The sequence below is a fragment of the Dongia sp. genome (assembly GCF_041906375.1).
GTDB lineage: Bacteria > Pseudomonadota > Alphaproteobacteria > Dongiales > Dongiaceae > Dongia.
Genome location: NZ_JAYRJJ010000007.1, coordinates 1 through 20530, shown reverse-complemented (window position 1 = coordinate 20530; position 20530 = coordinate 1). Strand labels below are relative to the sequence as shown.

The following is a 20530-nucleotide window of genomic DNA, read 5'->3' as shown; positions in this document are numbered from 1 at the left end:
TAAGTCTGGGTAGGATCAATGCATCGTCTTGCCGCTTGGTTCCCGTTTTTCCTCTTCGGGAATGTTGGCGGCAGTGACTTTGCCGGCCGAAGCACTTTGAGGGTGCTCTGGATCGCCTTCGACACCCAGAAGCTTGATCGCCTCGCGTACCGAGCGCAGGCGCTCGGATGTCAGCGACGAGCCGGGGCCGGCCATGTTCTCTTCCGCCGCCACCAGCAGCAGTCCCAGATCGTAATCCCATTGCTGCAGCAGCTTCAATTTCTGTGCGCGCGTCAGACTGTCATCCGCCAGCAGGGCGGCGGGATTGCCATAAACCTTGGCGACATCCTGCATTGCCGCCTCGAAATCTTTCAGCTGCATCATGGCATTCTCCATGCGTGTTGCCGTCATGCTTCGTAACGGGTCGGCCGCCATGAGGGTTCCCTCAGCGGAACAGGAACCAGATCAGGAGCAGCACCGGGATCGGCACGCCCAGCAGCCAGAGAAAAGCGTAGCGCATGAAGAATCTCCGTCTTTATTGAAGTCGCAACAACACAGCAGCGCAGCGCGCGAGGCGTCGGCCCAGGCTGGATCGTCAATGTCGATAACGGAGATGTAACCGAGGAGCCGCCGGGTTGTTCCCAGGCGCCCGCTCTCCCTAACCCTTCCCCACATGGGGGAGGGTGTTGGTGTGTTATCCCGCCTTGAGGATCCGCGCGGCGAAGAAGCCGTCGAGACCGCCTTGATCAGCAAGGTGAGAGGGCAAGGAGCGGAAGTCGCCCGCGGGCGAGATGAGTTCGAAGAGGCCGCCCACTTCTTCCGTGTGGATGCGATCGCGCTTCAGGTTGGAATGGCGCGCCAGCACCGCCTCGACGCGGTCGGGGCCTTCCTCGGGCTGCAGCGAACAGGTGCAGAAGATGAGCGTGCCGCCGGGGCGCAACAGCGAGACGGCCTTGTCGAGCAGCCGGTCCTGCGTCGCCGTCAGCTTGTTGAGGTCGCGCGGATCCTTGAGCCAGGCGACGTCCGGATGGCGGCGGATGGTGCCGGTCGCCGAGCAGGGCGCATCGAGCAGGACAGCGTCGAAATCGCGGCCGCGGTCCCAGAGGGCAGCGTCTGCCGCTTCAAGCTCGGCATGGAGGCGCAGCCGTTCGAGATTTTCTTTGACGCGGGCGAGGCGCGGGCGGGACCTGTCGAGCGCCGTCACCTGGGCACCGGCGGCGGCGAGCTGCGCCGTCTTGCCGCCGGGTGCGGCACAGAGATCGATGACGCGCTGGCCGGCGACATTGCCGAGGAGGCGCGCGGGAATCTGCGCTGCCAGATCCTGCACCCACCAGGCGCCTTCGGCATAGCCCGGCAGGTCTTCGACTCGCTGATGCAGGCGCTCGCCACCTTCCGACGCCGCCGGGCGGCGCAAGGTGCCGGGCAGCGGCATGATGCGGGCATGAAGCTGCTGCGCCCAATAATCCGCCTCGGCCGGGCGGCGGCAGCAGAAATCGAGCGGCGGCTCGTAGAGATGGGCGGTCGCGATCTGCGTCGCCTTGGCAACGCCATAGGCCTTGACCCAGCTCTGCCACAGCCAATCGGGCAGGCTCACGGCACCGGCCGGCGCCGCGGCCAGAAACGCTTGCGGGTCGCGGGCAATGCGCCGCAGCACCGCGTTGATGAGGCCCTTGAAGCCGGTTTCACCGCGCTGGCCGGCCAGCGTCACCATCGTGTCGACGGCGGCGTGCGGCGCGGTCGAGAGGAACATGATCTGCGCGGCCCCTAAGCGCAGAATGTTGCGCACGATGAGGGCGCGGACAGGCAGCGGCTTTTCCAGGCATTGCCCCAGCGCGTGGTCGATCTGGCCCATATGCCGCAAGGTGGTGGCAACCAGGGCGCGCACGAATTGCCGGTCGCGGGTGGCGAGCTTTTCCAGCTCGGCATGTTCGCCCAGCGCCTCGTCGAGCGGCTTGCGGCGCCGGAAGACGGCATCCATCAGGTCGAGGGCGATCGACCGGGCCGAGAGAGTGGGTGAATCGCCGCTGCCGCCCGTTTCGGGCGCGGTTTCGCGGGGGTCTCGCCCCGGACCGGCAGGAGGGCCGGAAACGGGGGCGGAAGGTTCTTTGGCTGACATGGCCGACCTGATAGCGGATTGAGCCGCACTTGTCTAATCGGCGGAGGGGTGCCGCCGGCCTATTTCCGGCCATTGCGCCCGCTTTCCACCCCGGAAGGTGCGCACCGTCACAAACCCTGGCCGCCGGGGAGCGACAGATCTGTATCGGCCCCGGCGCTGCCGCTTTTGCCCTTAGCGCCTCAAGGGAGGTCATTATGGCTTTGGTCACGAATATCGGTACCACCCCGATCGGTCAGTATCCGCAGCCCTACTATCCGTATTATCTGCCGATCTACGGCACCAATGGCGCCGACCTCATCAACGGCACCGCGCATGCCGACACGATCTACGCCCAGGGCGGCGACGACACGGTGAGTGCGGGCGGCGGCAATGACTGGGTCGATGGCGGCGCCGGCAATGACAGCCTTCTGGGCGGCGACGGCAACGATACGGTCCTCGGCGGCAATGGCGACGACTTCATCTGGGGCGGCAGCGGCAACGATCTTATCTATGGCGACAGCAACGCGCCCTATAATCCCACCATCGGCACGCCGAAGGGCAACGACACGATCCACGGCAATGCCGGCGATGACGAAATGCATGGCGGACTCGGCGACGACACGCTCTATGGCGACGGCGACAACGATTTGCTGTTCGGCGATGCCGGCTATGACTGGCTCTATGGCGGCAGCGGCAATGACGAGATCCATGCCGGGCTCGACAATGACCGCCTGTTCGGTGATGCCGGCAACGACAAGCTCTTCGGCGACGACGGCAATGATCGCCTCTATGGCGGCACCGGCGACGATCTGCTCGATGGCGGCGCCGGCGAAGATCGTCTCTATGGCGAAGAGAACAACGACACGATCTTCGGCGGTGCCGACAAGGACGATCTCTACGGCGAAGCCGGCGACGATACGCTCGATGGCGGCGATGGTAATGACCGCCTGTTCGGCGAGGAAGGTTCCGACGTCATGCGCGGCGGCAGCGGCGACGACACTTTCTATGTCGACACGACGCTCGACGGCAACGACGTCATCATGGATTTCGACACTTCGATGGAAGGCCTGGTGCTGGAAGGTCTCGCCGACGCCAATGCGCCGGGCGTCACCGTGGGTTCGACCGACGATGGCGACGTGCTGATCAAGTTCGCCAATGGCAGCTCGGTCGAACTCGACGGCATCCAGAACCAGGGCTGGTCGACCTTGGACCAGCTCGACAATTTCGTGCAGATCACCTACCAGCCGTAAGCAACAGCCAAGGAACGCGTCAGCCGCGGATGATGCGTTCCTTCGGCAGCCACAGGGTAACGCGGGTGCCGAGTCCGAGGCGGCTGTGGAGATCGAGCTTGCCGCCCTGCGCCTCGGCCAGCGCCCGCGCGATGGGGAGGCCAAGGCCCGCTCCTTCATGGCCGCGCACAAAGGCATCCTGCACCTGGCCGAAGGCGGAGAAGACCAGCGGGATGTCGTCGCTGGCGATTCCGATGCCGGTATCCGAGACGGCGATGGCAAGGCCTTCGCCCACCTCGCCCTGATTGACCAGGGCCGCTTCCACCTTGATCTCGCCGCCGGGCAGAGTGAACTTGACCGCATTGTTGGCAAGGTTGAGGAGGATCTGCGTCAGCGCCCGCTCGTCGGCCCGCACCATCGGCAGATCCGACGGCACCGCATTGACCAGCTTCAAGGACTTGGCCTGGGCGGCATTGGCGACCAGGTTGAGGGCGCCGCGCGCGATTTCGGCAACGTCGCAGGGCGCTTCGGTCAGCACCATCCGCCCGGCCTCGATCTTGGAAAGATCGAGAATGTCGTTGATGATGTTGAGTAGCAGCCGGCCGCTTTCGTGGATGTCGCCGGCATAGGCCTGCACCTTGTCCGGCCCGATCGGGCCCAGCGCATTGCGGGCGAGAATTTCCGAGAAGCCGAGAATGGCGTTCAGGGGCGTGCGCAATTCGTGGCTCATATTGGCAAGGAACTGCGACTTGGCCTGGCTCGCGGCCTCGGCATGTTCCTTGGCCTCGATCAGTTCTTCCTGCGCCTGCTTGGTGGCGGTGATCTCGATACCGATGCCGCCGATGGCGGCAATGGCGCCGCTCTCATCGGGGATGGGGAATTTGATGTCGCGGTACCAGCGCTTGCCACCATCGCGCTCATAGCAGATTTCGCGCGTCACGGATTTCCCTGCCATGCGCATGTCGGATTCCAATTCGGCGATCGCCTCGGCACCGCTCGACTTTTCGATTTCGCCGATGCGCCGCCCCAGGATCTCCGCGGCAGGCTCGCCGTAGAAGCGTTCGCTGGCCCGGTTGACCATCAGATAGTGACCGTCGAGATCCTTCACCGACATGGTGATCGGCGCATGCTGCATGAAGGCGCTGAGGCGCGCCTCGGTCGAACGCAGCGCCTGGCTGTGGTACGAGACCTGCCGTTCGAGATCGCGGAGCAGGCTGCGAAGGGCAATGAGGTTGTTGCATTGCCGGGCGAGGCGGCTGAGGCCTGCCCCTTGCGCCTCGGTCAGCGGTCGCACATGGCGGTCGAGCACGGCCAGCGTGCCCAGTACCTCGCCGCTGGGGGCCTTGATCGGCGCCGAGGCGTAGAAGCGCAGCCCGTTCTCGCGCACCATCGGATGCTCGGCAAAGCGGGCATCGGCCGCCAGGTCCTCGATCGCAAGGATGCCCTCGCCACGGATGGCAAGATCGCAGAAGGAGCCCAGTCGCGGATATTCACTTAAGGGAGCGAGGCTGCCTTTGGAATCATGGGTCGATTTGAACCAGAGCCGGCCCTCATCGACCAGCACGACGAAGGCAAAGCGCGTGCCGGCGACCTGCGCCGCCAGCGCCGTGAGGTCGTCGAATTCCGGTTCGGGCGTTGAATCGAGCAGCCCGCTCTGACGCAAGGCCGCCAGCCGGCGCTGTTCCCACATCGCGGCCGCCTGCGGATCGGCCGGGCAAGTCGGAAACACGACGCCAGCTTCGGCGCGCTGTCCCCCATTTGTGCCGGAATGTCCGCCGCTGACTTGCAAGCTGCTCTCCAGTCCCCGGTGCCGGATCCGCCGTCCTGGCAAAAATTAACGAATTCGGCAGCTAAAGGCGGATATCTACACTTTGAGGTGATTTCTACGATAATTCCTAGGAGCAGAGGCGGCCTGGGGACAAGTCTTTTCTTCCTCTCCGGGAATAAAACGGCGGTGCCGTCACCAAGCTGCAACGGGTTCCGGGTTAGGCCGGTCGCCACCCTAAACCGGAGCCCGCCATGCCGACCCACCGCCTCATCCAGGTCACCGACCTGCATCTCAGTGCCGAGCGCGCCTATAATTACCCCGGCTGGGCGCGCTGCCTCGAGCATATCAACGGCGCCCGTCCGGACCTGGTCGTGGCGACCGGGGATCTGGTGCTGTGCGACCCGGACCATGTCCCCGACCACCAATTCGTCCGCGGCGAGCTGGGGCGGATCGAGGTTCCTTGGTCAGCACTCCCCGGCAATCACGATATCGGCGACACAGGTCCCAAGCCCTATATGGGCCAATGGATCACCGATGCGCGCCGGCAGCGGTTCATCGACCATATCGGCCCCGATTGGTGGGGCCGCGACCTCGGCGCCTGGCGCATCCTGGGGATGAACGCGCAATTGCCGGGCAGCGATCTGGCGGCGGAAGAGGAACAGCTCGACTGGCTGGAGCGTGAGATTGCGGCCGCCGGCGACCGGCCGCTCGGTGTCTTCCTGCACAAGCCGCTTTTCGTGAACGAGGTCGCGGAGGCCGGCGACCCCATCTGGTGCGTGCTGCGCCCGGGCCGGATGTCGCTGCTCGACCGGCTGAAGCGCGGCAATCTGCGCCTCATCGCCAGCGGCCACGCGCATCATTACCGCACCTTCAATTTCGGCAATATCGCCATCGTCTGGGCACCGAGCACGGCGCTGGTCATCGACGACGAAGTAGCGCCCTTCCAGGGCCTGCATGAACCGGGCCTGGTCGAATATTGCTTCCGCGGCGACACGGTCGAGTTCGGCCTGGTCAAGCCGCGGGGTTTGGTGACCAGCGACTTGACCGAACTCGTCGCGCGCCACGGCGCGATGCGGCAAGCGCCGGTGTTGGCGCTGGCCGATGTATTGGCCTAGCCGCGGATGAAGGCGAGGAGATCGGCGTTCAGCTGATCCTTATGCGTCTCGGTGATGCCGTGGGGGGCACCGGGATAGACCTTCAGCACCGAACCCTTCACCAGCTTGGCTGAGGCGCGGCCCGCCGCGTCGATCGGCACGATCTGGTCGTCATCGCCATGGATGATCAGCGTGGGCACATCGAACTTCTTCAGATCCTCGGTGAAATCCGTTTCCGAGAACGCCTTGATGCTGTCGAAGGTGTTCTTGTGCCCGCCCATCATGCCCTGCATCCAGAAGGCATCGATGGCGCCCTGGGATGGCTTGGCGCCGGCGCGGTTGTAGCCGAAGAAGGGCCCGCTCGCGATGTCCTTATAGAGCTGCGAGCGGTCCTTGATGCTGCCGGCGCGGATGCCGTCGAACACGTCGATCGGCAACCCGCCGGGATTGGCGGCGGTCTTCACCATCAAAGGCGGCACCGCGGAGACCAGCACCGCCTTGGCGACGCGCGACGTACCGTGGCGCCCGATATAACGCGTGATCTCGCCGCCGCCGGTCGAAAAGCCGATGAGCACGATGTCCTTGAGATCCAGCTGCGCGATCAATGCCGCCAGATCATCCGCGTAATGGTCCATGTCGTTGCCGTCCCAGGTCTGGGTCGAGCGGCCATGGCCGCGCCGGTCATGGCCGATGGCGCGGTAACCATTATTGGCGACATGCAGCATCTGCGCTTCCCAGCTGTCGGCGGTGAGGGGCCAACCATGGGCGAACACGACCGGCTGACCTTGGCCCCAATCCTTGTAATAGATCTCGGTGCCGTCCTTGGTCTTGATGAAGCCCATGGTTTTTTCCTTCTAGATTTTCTTAGGTGGGAAGATCGGGATGAACGCGGCGCGCGAGACTACGCCTTGGTCAGAGTAGAAGTGATGACATCCGCCGTCGATACGACCTTCGCATAGGAGCCGAGTGCTGCCATGAACGCCGCATGGACTTCCCGCGCCGGCACCTTGACGCCGTCGAACTCCGCATCGCGCGTGGCACAGGCGTCATGGGCCAGAATCACCTTGTAGCCGAAATCGGACGCAGCACGGGTCGCCGCATCGACGCACATATGGCTCATCGCCCCACAGACGACGAGGTCTTTGACACCGGCCGCGTCGAGCTTCGCCTTGAGATCGGTGCCGAGGAAGGCATTGACCTCGTTCTTCACCACCAATGCCTCGCCCGCGGCAGGCTTCACCTTGGCGTGGATCTCGGCGCCAATTGTCCCCTTGGTAAAGAAGGGCGAATCGGCTTCATCCATGATGTGCTGGACATGAAAGACTGGGAGTCCGGCCGCACGCGCGGCGGCGATGAGCTTGGCCACGTTGTCGCTGGCCTGGTCCATGTTGCTCAGCGTCCAGCGGCCGCCGGGGAAATAGTCGTTCTGCACGTCAACGACGAGAAGGCCGTTCTTGCTCATGATAGATCGCTCCTGAAGCGTGGTGTTTCGATATGGCTTTTTTAGCGGGCCGGGCCCATTCTGCCTATTGGCAGAACTGACATAGATCTGGTCAAAACTGACAAATGAATCCCGGCAGATGAATCCGGCCGCAAAAGTCATCGATATCGGCATCCTGGACTATCCGGGGGCACAGGTCTCGGCGCTGCATGGCCTCACCGATATGTTCCTGGTCGCCAACCGGCTCTGTGCAGAGCAAGGGTTAACCGGCACCCCGATCCTGCGGGTCAGTCATTGGGGCTTGGATGCCGGGGGGCAGGTCACGCGCGGCTTCACTTCCCCGGACGGCGCGCCCAGATCCCTCGACGTTGTCATCCTGCCGCCGAGCCTCGGCGATCCCGTCTGGCCCGACGCCCGCGACCCGCTGCTGCGCTTCCTCAAGAGCCTGCACAGCAAAGGCGCGGTCATCTCCTCGGTCTGCGCCGGGGCCTTCCTGCTGGCCGAAGCAGGTCTCCTCGACGGGCGGCCCGCGACAACCCATTGGTCGCTCGCCGAAGAACTGCAGGCGCGCTTTCCTGAGATCGCCGTCGATGGCGACAAGCTGGTGATCGATGACGGGGACATCATCACCGCCGGTGGCGTCATGGCCTGGGTTGAGATGGGGCTGAAGATCATCGAGCGCTTCATCAGCCCCGCCATCGTGCTCAGCGTCGCGCAATTTTTCCTGGTGGATCCCGCCGGGCGCGAGCAACGCTTCTATTCAGCCTTCGCGCCGAAGCTCGCGCATGGCGACGCGGCGATCTTGAAACTGCAGCACTGGCTGCAGCGCCACGCCATGAAGAAGATCACCTTGCCGCAGATGGCGGAACAGGCGGGCCTGGGCGAGCGCACTTTCCTGCGCCGCTTCCAGCACGCGACCGGCCACAATCCGACCCGCTATCTGCAGCTCCTGCGCCTTGCAAAGGCCCGCGAGATGCTGGAACTCACCCGAAGGCCGATCGAACAGATCGCCCACCGCATCGGCTATGAAGATCCGGGCGCGTTTGCCAAACTGTTCCAATCCCAGATCGGTTTGACGCCGAGCGAATATCGCAAACGGTTCGGCGTGGGTGGGAAGCAATAGAACTGGCCTTGCCGATCTCATTCGTCATGGTCCGCGAAGGCGGACCACCCATGAGTGTTTTTCATCTACAAAATAAACTTCGAGAGATCGGCATTCTTCGCGAGCGGTGCCACGCGGTCGCGGACGTAAGCGCCGTCGATGCTGACGGACTTGCCGCTCATCTCGGAGGCGGTGAAGCTCACTTCCTCGAGCAGGCGTTCGAGCACCGTCTGCAGGCGCCGGGCGCCGATATTTTCGACGCTGGCATTGATCTCGGTCGCTAGGTCAGCGAGCGCATCGATGGCGTCGTCGGTGAAGTCGAGTGTCACACCTTCGGTCCCCAGCAGCGCCACATATTGCTTGATGAGGCTGGCTTCGGGTTCGGTGAGGATACGCCTGAGATCGGCGCGGGTCAGCGCATCGAGCTCGACGCGGATGGGCAGGCGCCCCTGCAATTCGGGCAGCAGATCGCTGGGTTTGGCGATATGGAAGGCACCCGATGCGATGAAGAGGATATGGTCGGTCTTCACCTGGCCATGCTTGGTCGCCACCTGCGTCCCCTCGATGAGCGGCAGCAGGTCGCGCTGGACGCCTTCGCGGCTGACATCGGCGCCGGCGCGGCCTTCGCGTGCGCAGATCTTGTCGATCTCGTCGAGGAAAACGATGCCGTTCTGCTCGACGGCGCGGATCGCTTCCGACGTCACCTTCTCCATGTCGAGGAGCTTGTCGGCTTCCTCGGCCACCAGCACATCATAGGAATCGGCGACGTTCATGCGGCGCGCCTTGGTGCGGCCGCCCAGCGCATTGCCCAGCATCTCGTTGAGGTTGATCATGCCCATCGAGGCACCCGGCATGCCGGGGATGTCGATGGTCGGCATGGACGTGCCGGCATTGTCCTTCACATTGAGCTCGATCTCCTTCTCATCGAGCTCGCCTGCGCGCAGCATGCGGCGGAACTTGGCGCGCGTCTCGGCCCCGGCACCTTCGCCGACCAGCGCATCGAGCACGCGTTCCTCGGCCAGCGTTTCCGCCTTGGCGCGCACCTGGCGCCGCATCTTCTCCTTCGACATGGTGATGGCGATTTCGACAAGATCGCGCACGATCTGTTCGACGTCGCGCCCGACATAGCCCACTTCCGTGAACTTCGTCGCCTCGACCTTCAGGAACGGCGCCTGCGCCAGCTTGGCAAGGCGCCGCGCGATTTCGGTCTTGCCCACACCCGTCGGCCCGATCATCAGGATGTTCTTCGGATTCACTTCCTCGCGCATGCCGGGCTCGAGCTGCTGGCGGCGCCAGCGATTGCGCAAGGCGATGGCCACGGCGCGCTTGGCGTCATTCTGCCCGACGATGAAGCGGTCGAGTTCCGAGACGATCTCCCGCGGCGTCAGCGAGGAGGTCACCAATGGTTCTTCGGCCTTGGTCGTGGATTTGCGGGCGGCACTGGATTCGGTCATCGGCTCAAAGCTTTTCAATAAGGACGTTGTGATTGGTGTAGATGCAGATATCGCCGGCGATCTTCATCGACTTGCGGGCGATGTCTTCGGCGCCGAGGCCGTCGATGTCGATAAGGGCGCGCGCGGCCGCCAGCGCATAGGCGCCGCCCGAGCCGATGCCGATGAGCCCGTCTTCCGGCTCCAGCACGTCACCGGTCCCGGTCAGGATCAGGCTGACCGACGTATCCGCCACCGCCATCATGGCCTCGAGCCGGCGCAAATACCGGTCGGTGCGCCAATCCTTGGCCAGTTCCACGCAGGCGCGGGCAAGCTGGGCCGGGTATTGTTCCAGCTTGGCCTCCAGCCGCTCGAACAGCGTGAGGGCATCCGCCGTTGCCCCGGCAAAACCGGCGATGACCTGGCCCTTTCCCAGCCGGCGCAACTTCTTGGCGTTGGATTTCATCACCGTCGGCCCCACGGTCACCTGGCCGTCGCCGGCCAGGACAACCTCGGACCCCTTGCGCACGAGCAGGACGGTGGTGCCGTGCCAAGGAGCAAGGCCGTGTTTGTCGTTTTCGTCGCGGGCCATGGAAAATCCTTAATTTCCCCCGGATGGGGGCTTTGGAGGTTGCTTGGGAGATAGGTTAACGCCAGTTCCCAATCAAGCCGCAAGAATCTGACCCCCATCCGCTTCTGCGTCATGCCCGGGCTTGACCCGGGCATCAGGATTGACTGGGCAGGACCCGTCAGCTGGCACCTGATCCCCGGGTCAAGCCCGGGGATGACGCATCATGGCAAAGAGGTGCGCCAAGCCACTGGCCAGATCGCCCCGCGGCTGCTAAGAACCCGCCAATTAAGGCCTTTTTACCCAAACGGATCGGCAAAATGCGCAAGGGTCAGATCGAACGGCGGACCAAGGAAACCGAGATCGCGGTGGAGGTCAATCTCGACGGGCAGGGCCGGTCGGAGATTTCGACCGGCATCGGCTTCCTCGACCATATGCTGGACCAGCTGGCCAGGCATTCCCTCATCGACCTTAAATGCAAGGCGAAGGGCGATCTGCATATCGACTATCACCACACCACCGAGGATACCGGCATCGCCATCGGCCAGGCCGTCGCCCAAGCCCTGGGCGAACGCGTCGGCATCAACCGCTATGGCGAGGCGACCATCCCGATGGACGAGACGCTGACCCGGGTGGCGCTCGACGCGTCGAACCGCGCTTACCTCATCTGGAAGGTGACGTTCAGCCGCGACAAGCTGGGCGAGATGGACACGGAACTCTTCAAGGAATGGTTCCAGGCCTTCGCCCAGAATGCGGGCCTGACGCTCCATGTCGAAAACCTCTACGGCGAGAACAACCACCATATCGTCGAGAGCTGCTTCAAGGCGCTGGCGCGGGCACTGCGCCATGCCATCGAGATCGATCCGCGGAAATCCGATTCCGTGCCCTCGACCAAGGGGACGCTTGGTAAGTCTCTCGCCAGATCATGACGGTCGCAGTCATCGATTACGGCGCGGGGAATCTCAAATCCGCCGCCAAGGCCCTGGCCCATGCCGCAAGCGCCACGGGCGAGGAGGTTATCGTCACGGCTGATGCAAAGGCGATCGCGCGCGCCGACCGCATCGTGCTGCCCGGCGTCGGCGCCTTTGCCGAATGCAAGCGCGGCCTGGAAGCGGTTCCCGGCGGTGTCGAGGCAATGCGCGAAGCTGTGCTGACCAAGGGCCGGCCGTTCCTCGGCATCTGCGTCGGCATGCAATTGATGGCGACGGTCGGCGTCGAATATGGCGAGCATCCCGGCCTCGACTGGATCAAGGGCCGCGTCGTCAAGCTGACGCCGAATGATCCCTCGCTCAAGATTCCGCAGATGGGCTGGAACGATCTGCGCCTGAAGAAGCCGGAACACCCGATCTTTGCGGGCCTTGCCACCGGCGCTCACGGCTATTTCGTCCATTCCTACCACTTCATCGCCGACAATGCGGATGAGGTGCTGGCCGATGTCGATTACGGCGGTCCCGTCGCCGCCGCGATCGGCCGCGACAACATGGTCGGGCTGCAGTTCCATCCCGAGAAGAGCCAGGCCGTCGGCCTTGCTTTGCTTGCCAATTTCCTGCGCTGGAAACCCTGAAAAATGGCCGACATCGCCATCAGCATCGTCACCGAATTGAAGCGCAGCGAGCTTGAGGAGCTGTGCGACGCGACCGAGGCCGCGATCGAGGCCGGCGGCGGCTTCGGCTGGCTGAAGCCGCCCCATCGCAACATCCTCGAAGTGTTCTGGAAAGGTGTCACCCTGGTGCCCGACCGCGCGCTCTTCATCGGCAAACTCGACGGTACGGTCGCGGGGTCGGCGCAGCTGGTGCGCCCCACGCGCAACAACGAAGCGCAGAGCCATTCGGCGCAGCTCACCACGTCCTTCGTCGCCCCCTGGGCGCGCGGCCATGGCCTGGCGCGGCATCTGACGCTGGCGGTGGAAACCGAGGCACGGGCGCGCGGCGTCAAGGTGCTCAACCTCGACGTCCGCGAAACGCAGCAGGCGGCGATCAGCCTCTACCGTGCCATGGGCTATCACGAGATCGGCCGGCATCCGCGTTATGCCCAGGTCGACGGGCAATATGTCGGCGGTCTCTATTTCTGGAAATCGCTGGAAGGTGCAGCTTGATCCTCTTTCCCGCGATCGACCTCAAGAACGGCCAATGCGTGCGCCTCATCAAGGGCGACATGGCGCAGGCAACCGTGTTCAACACCGACCCTGCCGACCAGGCGCGGCAATTTGCGGCGGCCGGCGCCCAATGGCTGCACCTCGTCGATCTTGACGGCGCCTTTGCCGGTGAGGCTGTCAACGCGGCGGCGGTCGAGGGCATTCTCGCCGCGATCGACATTCCCGTGCAACTCGGCGGCGGCATCCGCGAGATGGCGCATATCGAGACCTGGCTTGGGAAAGGCATCGCCCGCGTCATCCTCGGCACGGTCGCCTTGAAGAATCCGGATCTCGTGAAGGCCGCGTGCAAACGTTTCCCCAACCAGATCGTCGTCGGCATCGACGCCAAGGGCGGCAAGGTCGCGGTCGAGGGTTGGGCGGAGACATCCGAACTCGGCGCGCTCGATCTCGCCTTGCGCTTCGAGGATGCCGGGGTGGCCGCCATCATCTACACCGATATCGACCGCGACGGGCTGCTGCAGGGTGTCAACGTGACGGCAACAGCGGATCTTGCCGCCGCACTGTCGATCCCGGTGATTGCCTCCGGCGGCGTCTCCTCGATCGCCGATATCGACTCACTTCTCGCCGCGCAACCGCACGCCCGAAAGAAAGGCGGCGGCATCAGCGGCGTCATCTCCGGCCGCGCCATCTATGACGGCCGCCTCGACCTCAAGGAAGCGCTGCAGAGATTGCGGGAGAGCGCGCCATGCTGAAGATGCGCGTCATACCCTGTCTTGATGTGAAGGACGGGCGGGTGGTGAAGGGGGTCAATTTCGTCAACCTGGTGGATGCCGGTGATCCGGTCGAGCAGGCCAAGCTCTATGACGCGGCCGGTGCCGATGAGCTGACCTTCCTCGACATCACGGCAAGCTCCGAGAACCGCGACACGCTTTACGACGTCGTTTCGAAAACCGCCGAGGCCTGTTTCATGCCGCTCACCGTCGGTGGCGGTGTCAGGAAGTCCGAGGACATCCGCAAGCTGCTGCTGGCCGGCGCCGACAAGGTGTCCATCAACACGGCGGCGGTGAAGAATCCGGATTTCGTCAAGGAGGCGGCGCAGAAATTCGGCGATCAATGCATCGTGGTATCGATCGACGCCAAGGAAACGGCGCCGGGCAAATTCGAGATCTTCACCCATGGCGGCCGCGAGGCGACCGGCATCGACGCGGTGGCTTTCGCCAAGCGCATGGCTGAGAACGGGGCCGGCGAATTGCTGGTGACCTCGATGGACCGGGACGGTACGAAGAAGGGCTATAACATTCCCCTGACGCGGGCCATTGCCGATGCCGTCACCGTGCCGGTCATCGCCTCGGGCGGTGTCGGCTCCCTCGACGATCTGGTGGCCGGCATCCGCGACGGCCATGCCACGGCGGTGCTGGCCGCCTCAATTTTTCATTTTGGCACCTTTACCATTGCGCAAGCAAAAGCCCATATGCTGAAGGCTGGTTTGCACATGCGCCCTTGAACAGGGGGCGCGGCAAGGGGTTTAGAGATGTCCACGCACAAATTCGACGCCACGGTCCTGGATAGCCTGTTTCGCACCATCGAAGGGCGAAAGGGCGGCGACGTGACCCAGTCGCATACCGCGCAGCTCTTTCAGAAGGGCACTGCCAAGATCGCGCAGAAGCTGGGCGAGGAGGCGGTCGAGGCAGTGATCGAGGCCATGCGTGGCGACAAGGCGGCGCTGGTCGCCGAATCCTCGGACCTGCTTTATCACCTGTTGGTGCTGTGGGCCGACCGCGACATTGACCCTTCAGAAGTCTGGGCCAAGCTCAAGGAACGCGAAGGCATCTCCGGCATCGCCGAGAAAGCCGCGCGCCGCGAAGCCAAGAGCGGCGGCAAGTAAGAGCGATCAACTGCTGGGGACGTTGTTCGCGACGACGGGCGCGGGCAGCGATTTCAGGCAGGCATCGACCGGCTGTCTGTCGGCCGCGACCGAACGCGCCTCGGCATAGGAAACGCGGTAGGCGCCAGCCGTTTCCTGATAGAGGAAAAGGTCGAGCACGCAATCGCTGCCGATATACTGATAGATGCGGCTGGCTTCCTCATCGCGGATGCGCGCCGGCTTGCCGAGGGCGGCCAGCAATTCTTCCGCCGCCAGGCCCATGAGCTTGTCGGCGCTCTGCCAGATGGTAGCCGGGGCAACGCTTTGCGTCTTCGGTGCGGCAACCGTGTTGGTAGCCGTGGCCTCAACCTTGGCGGTTTCCGCCTCGGGCGTCATCACGCCATGGGCCGGGTTCTTGGGCTGGCGCATGGCCGAACCGACTGTATGCGGCTGGCCGGCGCAGGCGGCAAGCAGGAAGCTGCCGGCAAAGCAGAGCATGGAAAGACGCAAGGCTCGCGACAAGGCGGCTGGGCGGCTGCCGCCGTCGCCCTGTCCTGATCCTTCACGCATGTTCAGGGAACGATACACGTTCCGCTCTCCCCCAGCACAAGCACCCCGAGGCGGGGTGCCGCCCCTTCAAACCGCAAGCTTAATCCCCGACATGTTTCCCGCTCGTTAAGAGCCGGGAAACATGCGGGTAATCTGGCTAGCGGCCGTTGCCGGAGGCAGCGGGAACCGGGGCACTGTCGGCAAGAGATTCGACGGTACCGGAGATGACGCCACCGCGTTCGACCTCGAGCTGGCCGTAGCGGATCTTGCCCAGCACCTTGCCGGTGGCGCGGATGGTGAGGCGCTGACGGACGACGAGGTCGCCGTCGAAGCGGCCGGAAATGTCGGCGGATTCGATTTCAGCGGAACCGCGGAATTCGCCCGAACCGGCGATGTCCATGGCGCGGCAATCGGAGAGGACGGCTTCGACCTTGCCTTCGACGACGAGGCTGTCGCAGGTGCGGATTTCGCCGTTGAGGAAGATATCGCGGCCGACGATCAGCTTCTTCTGTTCGGCTTCGGGAGCGCGCGGCGCGGTTGCGGCACCGCCGGAGGGACGCGGCGCGAAGGCGCTCATATCCGGGCTGCGGCGGGCGATGTCGGGGTTCATGGCCGGGCGCGCGGGGGCGGCGGGGCTGCCCGCATCGGGCTTCGCGTAATTCTTGCTGTCGCTATCCGTCGTCGCGGCGGACGCGCTCTGGGTCGGTTGCTCGTCTTTCTTCTTGCCAAACATGCGATGCTGGTCCCTAGCCTGAAACGTGAGAATTGGTCCCGGGATGTTGGTCCCGGGTGCTGCGCCTGCCGTTCCCGTCGGCCGCCTGGATTGCGTCCCAGCAGCCTACCCCCTGTTTACCTAACCCGGCGCGGTCCCAGATTTACCACAGATTCAAACATATGCACCATAAAAGCGATGCCGATGACGGGTACGATGAGATTGAGAATCGGGATCGTGCCGAGGAAGGCTATAGCAACCCCGGTGAAGACGAAGCGGCCGCGGTGACGCTGGAAGAGCGCCTTCGCCTCGGGCCGCTTCAGGCGCCGGAAGGCGGGCATTTCGTAATACTCCCGCCCCAGCAGATAGCCGTTGAGACCATAAGCGACGACGGCATAGACCGGCGGGAAGAGCAGCAGCGGCAAGGTCACGATATTGGCAAGGATGGCGATGCTGGCAAGCTTCACGGCATCGACCACCGTTTCAAGCACCGAGACCTTGTAGGGCAGGGTTTGTCCCGGATAGTGCCGCGCCATCACCGCGTCGATGACCTCGTCGGCGAAGAATGCCGCCGTCGTTGCCGTCACGATCGGGAAGGTGAACCAGGCGAAGACGAAGGTGCCGACACCGCTGAGGGCGGCGCCCATCCAGCCATCCACGTGAAGGAAGGTCGAAAAGGCATAATCGGCCGCGGCATAGATGCCGATGAAGACGGCGGCGGCGATGACGATGCTGATGCCGATAACTTTCTTGATGCGCGGGTCGGAGAGCTGGCCGAAAGCGAGGGAAAGGGCGTGCAGCAAAGAAATATCCAGTTCTGTCAGAATGTTGCCACTTTTTAGCGGAAAGTTCAGATGGGCGACAACATAGTGGGTCAGGTCGTTTCGACCTAAAGGAAATAGGTGCATGCAAAGCTGGCACAAGAGCGGTTGGCGGAAGGGCGACCGGCGGGGTCTTTCCTGGCTTGTCGGGACCATATTCCTGGCTGCAAGCCAGTTCGCGCCGCTGCTGGCGCAGGCAGCGGCGGCCGATCCGCTTTACGGATCCTGGTGCGACGAGACCGGCTACCGCATCGATATCGGCCCGCAGGGCATCAGTTTCCGCGACCGGCAGATGGGCGACCCGCCGCGCGGCACCGACCTGGTGGTGAAGGACGGCATCGCCACCTATCGCCAGGATTTCCGCGACAGCCCCTGGCCGCATATCGGCCTCCTCGACTGCTCCTTGCGCCTGCTGGGCGAGAACGCCGCGGCCGAAACCTGCACCGGCACCGGTTACGGCTACATGCCCTTCTTCGCCCTCAAACGCTGCCCAGAGGAAGTGATCAGCTAGGGCTCACATCTCGGCAGCTTCGCCCCCCACCCGACCTCCCCCCTGAAGGTGGGAGGAGATGAGAGCGAGAACCCCTCCCACCTTCAGGGGGGAGGCTGGGAGGGGGGCCGGGGCAGAACCGGATCTTTCCCGCCTTTGCTTGCCCAAACGGGCCCGATCCCTATACTCCGGCCCGAAAAGCGCCCGGACAGGAAACCAAACGGACAGGGGCGCGCAGCATCTATTGCGGGGATGAATGAGCGACAAACTGTTTGACGTCTGCGGCATCGGCAATGCGATTGTCGACGTGCTCTCGCATTGCGATCTCGATTTCATCGACCGCATGCAGCTGAACAAGGGCACCATGACCCTGATCGACACCGCCCGCGCCGAGGAGCTTTACGACGCGATGGGGCCGGCGGTCGAAGCCTCCGGCGGGTCCTGCGGCAACACCATCGCCGGTATCGCCAGCCTGGGCGGACGCGGCGCTTATATCGGCAAGGTCGGCAACGACCAGCTGGGCGGCATCTTCCGCCATGACATGCGCGCCAGCGGCGTCCATTTCGAGACGCCCTCGGCCACCAGCACGACGCCCACCGCGCGCAGCATGATCTTCGTGACCCCGGATGCCGAGCGCACCATGAACACCTATCTCGGCGCCTGTGTCGAGCTCACCCCCGACGATGTCGACCCGGCCGTAGTGACGCGGGCGAAAGTCACCTATCTCGAAGGCTATCTGTGGGATCCGCCCTTGGCCAAGCAGGCCTTCCTGAAGGCCGCCAATCTTGCCCACGGGGCGGGGCGCGAGATTTCGCTCTCGCTCAGCGATCCCTTCTGCGTGCAGCGTTATCTCACCGAATTCCAGGACCTGGTGAAGAACCATGTCGACATCCTGTTCGCCAACGAACATGAGATCACGGCCCTGTGGGAGACGAGCGATTTCGACGAGGCCGTGCGGCTGACCCGCGAGCATTGCTCGCTTGCCGCCATCACGCGCAGCGCCAAGGGCTCGCTCATCGTCGCCGGCCCGCAGGTCATCGACGTGCCGGCCTGGCCGGTGCGGCAGGTGGTCGACGTGACCGGCGCCGGCGATCTCTACGCCGCCGGTTTCCTCTATGGCTATACCCAGGGACGCGACCATGCCGATAGCGGCCGCATCGCCGCCTTGGCCGCCGGCGAGGTGATCAGCCATTTCGGCGCCCGGCCCGAAACCCCCCTCGCCGAGCTTTTGTTGCAGCAAGTGGGTTAATCAGGTAAAAGCCCCGCTGAAACAACACCCCTCATTCCAACCGTGGCCCCATTCTGTGGGGCGCGGGTGAGGAAGTCGCTGCCAAACCATCGGTGGCGCTGTTAACTGGTTGCCATTCCACAATAATTTCCTCCACCGGGCAGGGCCGGGTAAGAGGGATGGGTGAGGGCGGCCGATGGCGATTGTAACAATCGCCATGGGATGATGGGCGTTACAGCAATTTTTGGATCAAGTGACGTCATGAAACTGCGCAACATCGCCATCATCGCCCATGTCGACCACGGCAAAACCACGCTCGTCGACCAGCTTCTCCGCCAATCCGGCGCCTTCCGCACCAACCAGCAGGTGGCGGAACGCGTCATGGATTCCAACGATCTCGAAAAAGAACGTGGCATCACCATCCTCGCCAAATGCACCTCGATCCAATGGCAGGACACCCGCATCAACATTGTCGACACGCCGGGCCACGCCGATTTCGGCGGTGAGGTCGAGCGTATCCTCAGCATGGTCGATGGCGTGGTTCTGCTGGTCGACGCCGCCGAGGGCGCCCTGCCGCAGACCAAATTCGTGACCACCAAGGCGCTGCGTCTGGGCCTCCGCCCGATCGTCATCATTAACAAATGCGACCGCCCGGATGCCGATCCGCACGCGGTCCATGACCAGGTGTTCGATCTCTTCGCCGCCCTCGACGCCAGCCCTGAGCAGCTCGACTTCCCGACCCTCTTTGCCTCCTCGAAGCAGGGCTGGGCCACGACCGATCTGGAGAAGGGCGAGCGCAAGGATCTGGCGCCGCTCTACAATCTCATCGTCGAACACGTGCCCGCACCCAAGGTCGAGGAGAACAAGCCTTTCTCGATGCTGGTGACGACGCTGGAATACGACAACTATCTCGGCCGCGTGCTCACGGGCCGCATCCAGACCGGCACCGCCAATGTCAACATGCAGCTCCGCGCCATGCGTCCCGACGGGACCCAGGTCGAAACGGGCCGCTTGACCAAGCTGCTGGCTTTCCGCGGTATCGAACGCGTGCCGGTTGAAAGCGCTGAAGCCGGCGACATCATCGCCATCGCCGGCCTCACCGAGAGCACCGTTGCCGACACCATCGCCACGATGGAAGTCGAAGTGCCGCTGAAGGCGCAGCCGATCGATCCGCCGACACTTGCCATGTCCTTCTCGGTCAATGACAGCCCGCTTGCCGGCCGCGATGGCGACAAGGTGACGAGCCGCATGATCCGCGACCGCCTGATGCGTGAATCCGAAGGCAATGTCGCCATCCGCGTCACCGAGACCGAGGACAAGGACGCGTTCCAGGTCGCCGGCCGTGGCGAATTGCAGCTGGGCGTGCTCATCGAAGTGATGCGCCGCGAGGGCTTCGAGCTTTCGATCAGCCGCCCGCGCGTCATCTATCAGAACGATCCCAAGACCGGCCAGCGCCTGGAGCCGATCGAGGAAATCGTCATCGACGTCGACGAGGAATTCACCGGCGTCGTCATCGACAAGCTGGGCCAGCGCCGCGGCGAACTGGTTGAGATGCGCCCGTCGGGCGGCGCCAAGACGCGCCTCGTGATGCTGGTGCCGGCCCGCGGCCTCATCGGCTATCACGGCGAGTTCCTGACCGACACCCGCGGTACCGGCATCATGAGCCGCCTGTTCCACGGCTATGCGCCCTATAAAGGCCCGATCGAAGGCCGCCGCAACGGCGTGCTCATCTCCAACGCCGACGGCGTTTCGGTGGCTTACGCTTTGTGGAATCTTGAAGAGCGCGGCAAGCTGATGATCGATGCCGGCGTGCCCGTCTATGAAGGCATGATCATCGGTGAACACAGCCGCGCCAACGATCTTGAAGTCAATCCGCTGAAGTCGAAGCAGCTCACCAACATCCGGACCACGTCGAAGGATGAAGCCATCCGCCTGACACCGCCGATGAAGCACAGCCTGGAACAGGCGCTGGCCTATATCCAGGATGACGAGCTGGTCGAAGTGACGCCCAAGGCCATCCGCATCCGCAAGGCGGTCCTGGACCCCAACGAACGCAAGAAAGCCG

22 protein-coding genes are annotated in these 20530 nt (G+C 63.9%); 12 read left to right on the top strand and 10 right to left on the bottom strand.

Annotated features, from left to right (window positions below; genetic code table 11):
- Window positions 1-15: 15 nt before the first annotated feature.
- Window positions 16-363 carry a hypothetical protein gene (locus tag ACE3OA_RS18890; RefSeq protein WP_374313649.1) on the bottom strand — a complete coding sequence of 116 codons (348 nt, stop codon included), beginning with the start codon at window positions 361-363 and terminating at the stop codon, window positions 16-18.
- A gap of 310 nt (window positions 364-673) precedes the next feature.
- Window positions 674-2095, bottom strand: coding sequence for an RsmB/NOP family class I SAM-dependent RNA methyltransferase (locus ACE3OA_RS18885; protein ID WP_374313647.1), 1422 nt, complete (start codon window positions 2093-2095; stop codon window positions 674-676).
- A gap of 194 nt (window positions 2096-2289) precedes the next feature.
- On the opposite strand from ACE3OA_RS18885, the gene ACE3OA_RS18880 reads away from it, so the two are divergent.
- The gene (locus ACE3OA_RS18880; protein ID WP_374313645.1) at window positions 2290-3324 is read left to right on the top strand and encodes a calcium-binding protein; all 1035 of its coding nucleotides are present in this window, start codon (window positions 2290-2292) and stop codon (window positions 3322-3324) included.
- Between the two features lie 19 nt (window positions 3325-3343).
- Here ACE3OA_RS18880 and ACE3OA_RS18875 read toward each other — a convergent pair whose 3' ends face one another.
- Entirely contained in the window at window positions 3344-5092 is a 1749-nt protein-coding gene (locus ACE3OA_RS18875) for an ATP-binding protein (RefSeq protein WP_374313643.1), read from the bottom strand.
- Window positions 5093-5322: 230 nt separating this feature from the next.
- Here ACE3OA_RS18875 and ACE3OA_RS18870 point away from each other — a divergent pair, with 230 nt between their 5' ends.
- Window positions 5323-6186, top strand: a complete 864-nt coding sequence (locus tag ACE3OA_RS18870) for a metallophosphoesterase (RefSeq protein WP_374313640.1) — start codon at window positions 5323-5325, stop codon at window positions 6184-6186.
- Here ACE3OA_RS18870 and ACE3OA_RS18865 read toward each other — a convergent pair.
- Together ACE3OA_RS18865 and ACE3OA_RS18860 are read right to left on the bottom strand one after the other, a co-directional pair.
- Window positions 6183-7007, bottom strand: a complete 825-nt coding sequence (locus tag ACE3OA_RS18865; RefSeq protein WP_374313638.1) for an alpha/beta fold hydrolase — start codon at window positions 7005-7007, stop codon at window positions 6183-6185. The genes ACE3OA_RS18870 and ACE3OA_RS18865 overlap by 4 nt on opposite strands.
- A 59-nt stretch (window positions 7008-7066) precedes the next feature.
- Window positions 7067-7627 (bottom strand): cysteine hydrolase family protein, encoded by a 561-nt coding sequence (locus ACE3OA_RS18860; protein ID WP_374313636.1) that lies wholly within the window; start codon window positions 7625-7627, stop codon window positions 7067-7069.
- A 118-nt stretch (window positions 7628-7745) separates the two neighbouring features.
- Here ACE3OA_RS18860 and ACE3OA_RS18855 point away from each other — a divergent pair, with 118 nt between their 5' ends.
- Window positions 7746-8729, top strand: a complete 984-nt coding sequence (locus ACE3OA_RS18855; protein ID WP_374313634.1) for a GlxA family transcriptional regulator — start codon at window positions 7746-7748, stop codon at window positions 8727-8729.
- 65 nt (window positions 8730-8794) lie between these two features.
- Here ACE3OA_RS18855 and hslU read toward each other — a convergent pair whose 3' ends face one another.
- Window positions 8795-10162, bottom strand: a complete 1368-nt coding sequence (gene hslU, locus ACE3OA_RS18850) for an ATP-dependent protease ATPase subunit HslU (RefSeq protein WP_374313632.1) — start codon at window positions 10160-10162, stop codon at window positions 8795-8797.
- 4 nt (window positions 10163-10166) lie between these two features.
- Window positions 10167-10730 carry an ATP-dependent protease subunit HslV gene (gene hslV / locus ACE3OA_RS18845; protein ID WP_374313630.1) on the bottom strand — a complete coding sequence of 188 codons (564 nt, stop codon included), beginning with the start codon at window positions 10728-10730 and terminating at the stop codon, window positions 10167-10169.
- A 296-nt stretch (window positions 10731-11026) separates the two neighbouring features.
- On the opposite strand from hslV, the gene hisB reads away from it, so the two are divergent.
- Genes hisB through ACE3OA_RS18815 form a run of 6 tightly spaced genes read left to right on the top strand, consistent with a single transcriptional unit; the run spans window position 11027 to window position 14686 of the window.
- Window positions 11027-11635, top strand: a complete 609-nt coding sequence (gene hisB, locus ACE3OA_RS18840; protein WP_374313628.1) for an imidazoleglycerol-phosphate dehydratase HisB — start codon at window positions 11027-11029, stop codon at window positions 11633-11635.
- Complete coding sequence (gene hisH / locus ACE3OA_RS18835) at window positions 11632-12270, top strand: imidazole glycerol phosphate synthase subunit HisH (protein ID WP_374313626.1); 639 nt, start codon at window positions 11632-11634, stop codon at window positions 12268-12270. The genes hisB and hisH overlap by 4 nt, the downstream gene beginning before the upstream one ends.
- A 3-nt stretch (window positions 12271-12273) precedes the next feature.
- A complete protein-coding gene (locus ACE3OA_RS18830; protein WP_374313623.1) occupies window positions 12274-12801 on the top strand; it encodes an N-acetyltransferase family protein in 528 nt (175 codons plus the stop codon).
- Entirely contained in the window at window positions 12798-13553 is a 756-nt protein-coding gene (hisA, locus tag ACE3OA_RS18825) for a 1-(5-phosphoribosyl)-5-[(5-phosphoribosylamino)methylideneamino]imidazole-4-carboxamide isomerase (protein ID WP_374313621.1), read from the top strand. Before ACE3OA_RS18830 ends, hisA begins: the two co-directional genes overlap by 4 nt.
- On the top strand, window positions 13547-14305 hold the full coding sequence (hisF, locus tag ACE3OA_RS18820; RefSeq protein ID WP_374313619.1) for an imidazole glycerol phosphate synthase subunit HisF: 759 nt from the start codon (window positions 13547-13549) through the stop codon (window positions 14303-14305). The genes hisA and hisF overlap by 7 nt, the downstream gene beginning before the upstream one ends.
- Before the next feature lie 27 nt (window positions 14306-14332).
- The gene (locus tag ACE3OA_RS18815; protein ID WP_374313617.1) at window positions 14333-14686 is read left to right on the top strand and encodes a phosphoribosyl-ATP diphosphatase; all 354 of its coding nucleotides are present in this window, start codon (window positions 14333-14335) and stop codon (window positions 14684-14686) included.
- A gap of 6 nt (window positions 14687-14692) precedes the next feature.
- On the opposite strand, the gene ACE3OA_RS18810 is transcribed toward ACE3OA_RS18815, so the two are convergent.
- The 3 genes from ACE3OA_RS18810 to ACE3OA_RS18800 form a co-directional block, all read right to left on the bottom strand.
- Window positions 14693-15253, bottom strand: a complete 561-nt coding sequence (locus ACE3OA_RS18810; RefSeq protein ID WP_374313614.1) for a hypothetical protein — start codon at window positions 15251-15253, stop codon at window positions 14693-14695.
- Window positions 15254-15371: 118 nt separating this feature from the next.
- Window positions 15372-15947, bottom strand: a complete 576-nt coding sequence (locus ACE3OA_RS18805) for a polymer-forming cytoskeletal protein (protein WP_374313611.1) — start codon at window positions 15945-15947, stop codon at window positions 15372-15374.
- A 116-nt stretch (window positions 15948-16063) separates the two neighbouring features.
- Window positions 16064-16729 (bottom strand): EI24 domain-containing protein, encoded by a 666-nt coding sequence (locus ACE3OA_RS18800; RefSeq protein ID WP_374313609.1) that lies wholly within the window; start codon window positions 16727-16729, stop codon window positions 16064-16066.
- Between the two features lie 103 nt (window positions 16730-16832).
- On the opposite strand from ACE3OA_RS18800, the gene ACE3OA_RS18795 reads away from it, so the two are divergent.
- The 3 genes from ACE3OA_RS18795 to typA all read left to right on the top strand — a co-directional run.
- Window positions 16833-17258: a hypothetical protein gene (locus ACE3OA_RS18795; protein ID WP_374313607.1), complete on the top strand. Its 426-nt coding sequence runs from the start codon at window positions 16833-16835 to the stop codon at window positions 17256-17258.
- A gap of 235 nt (window positions 17259-17493) precedes the next feature.
- On the top strand, window positions 17494-18486 hold the full coding sequence (locus ACE3OA_RS18790) for an adenosine kinase (RefSeq protein ID WP_374313605.1): 993 nt from the start codon (window positions 17494-17496) through the stop codon (window positions 18484-18486).
- A 240-nt stretch (window positions 18487-18726) separates the two neighbouring features.
- On the top strand, window positions 18727-20530 hold a 1804-nt coding region (gene typA, locus ACE3OA_RS18785; protein WP_374313603.1), incomplete at its 3' end, for a translational GTPase TypA.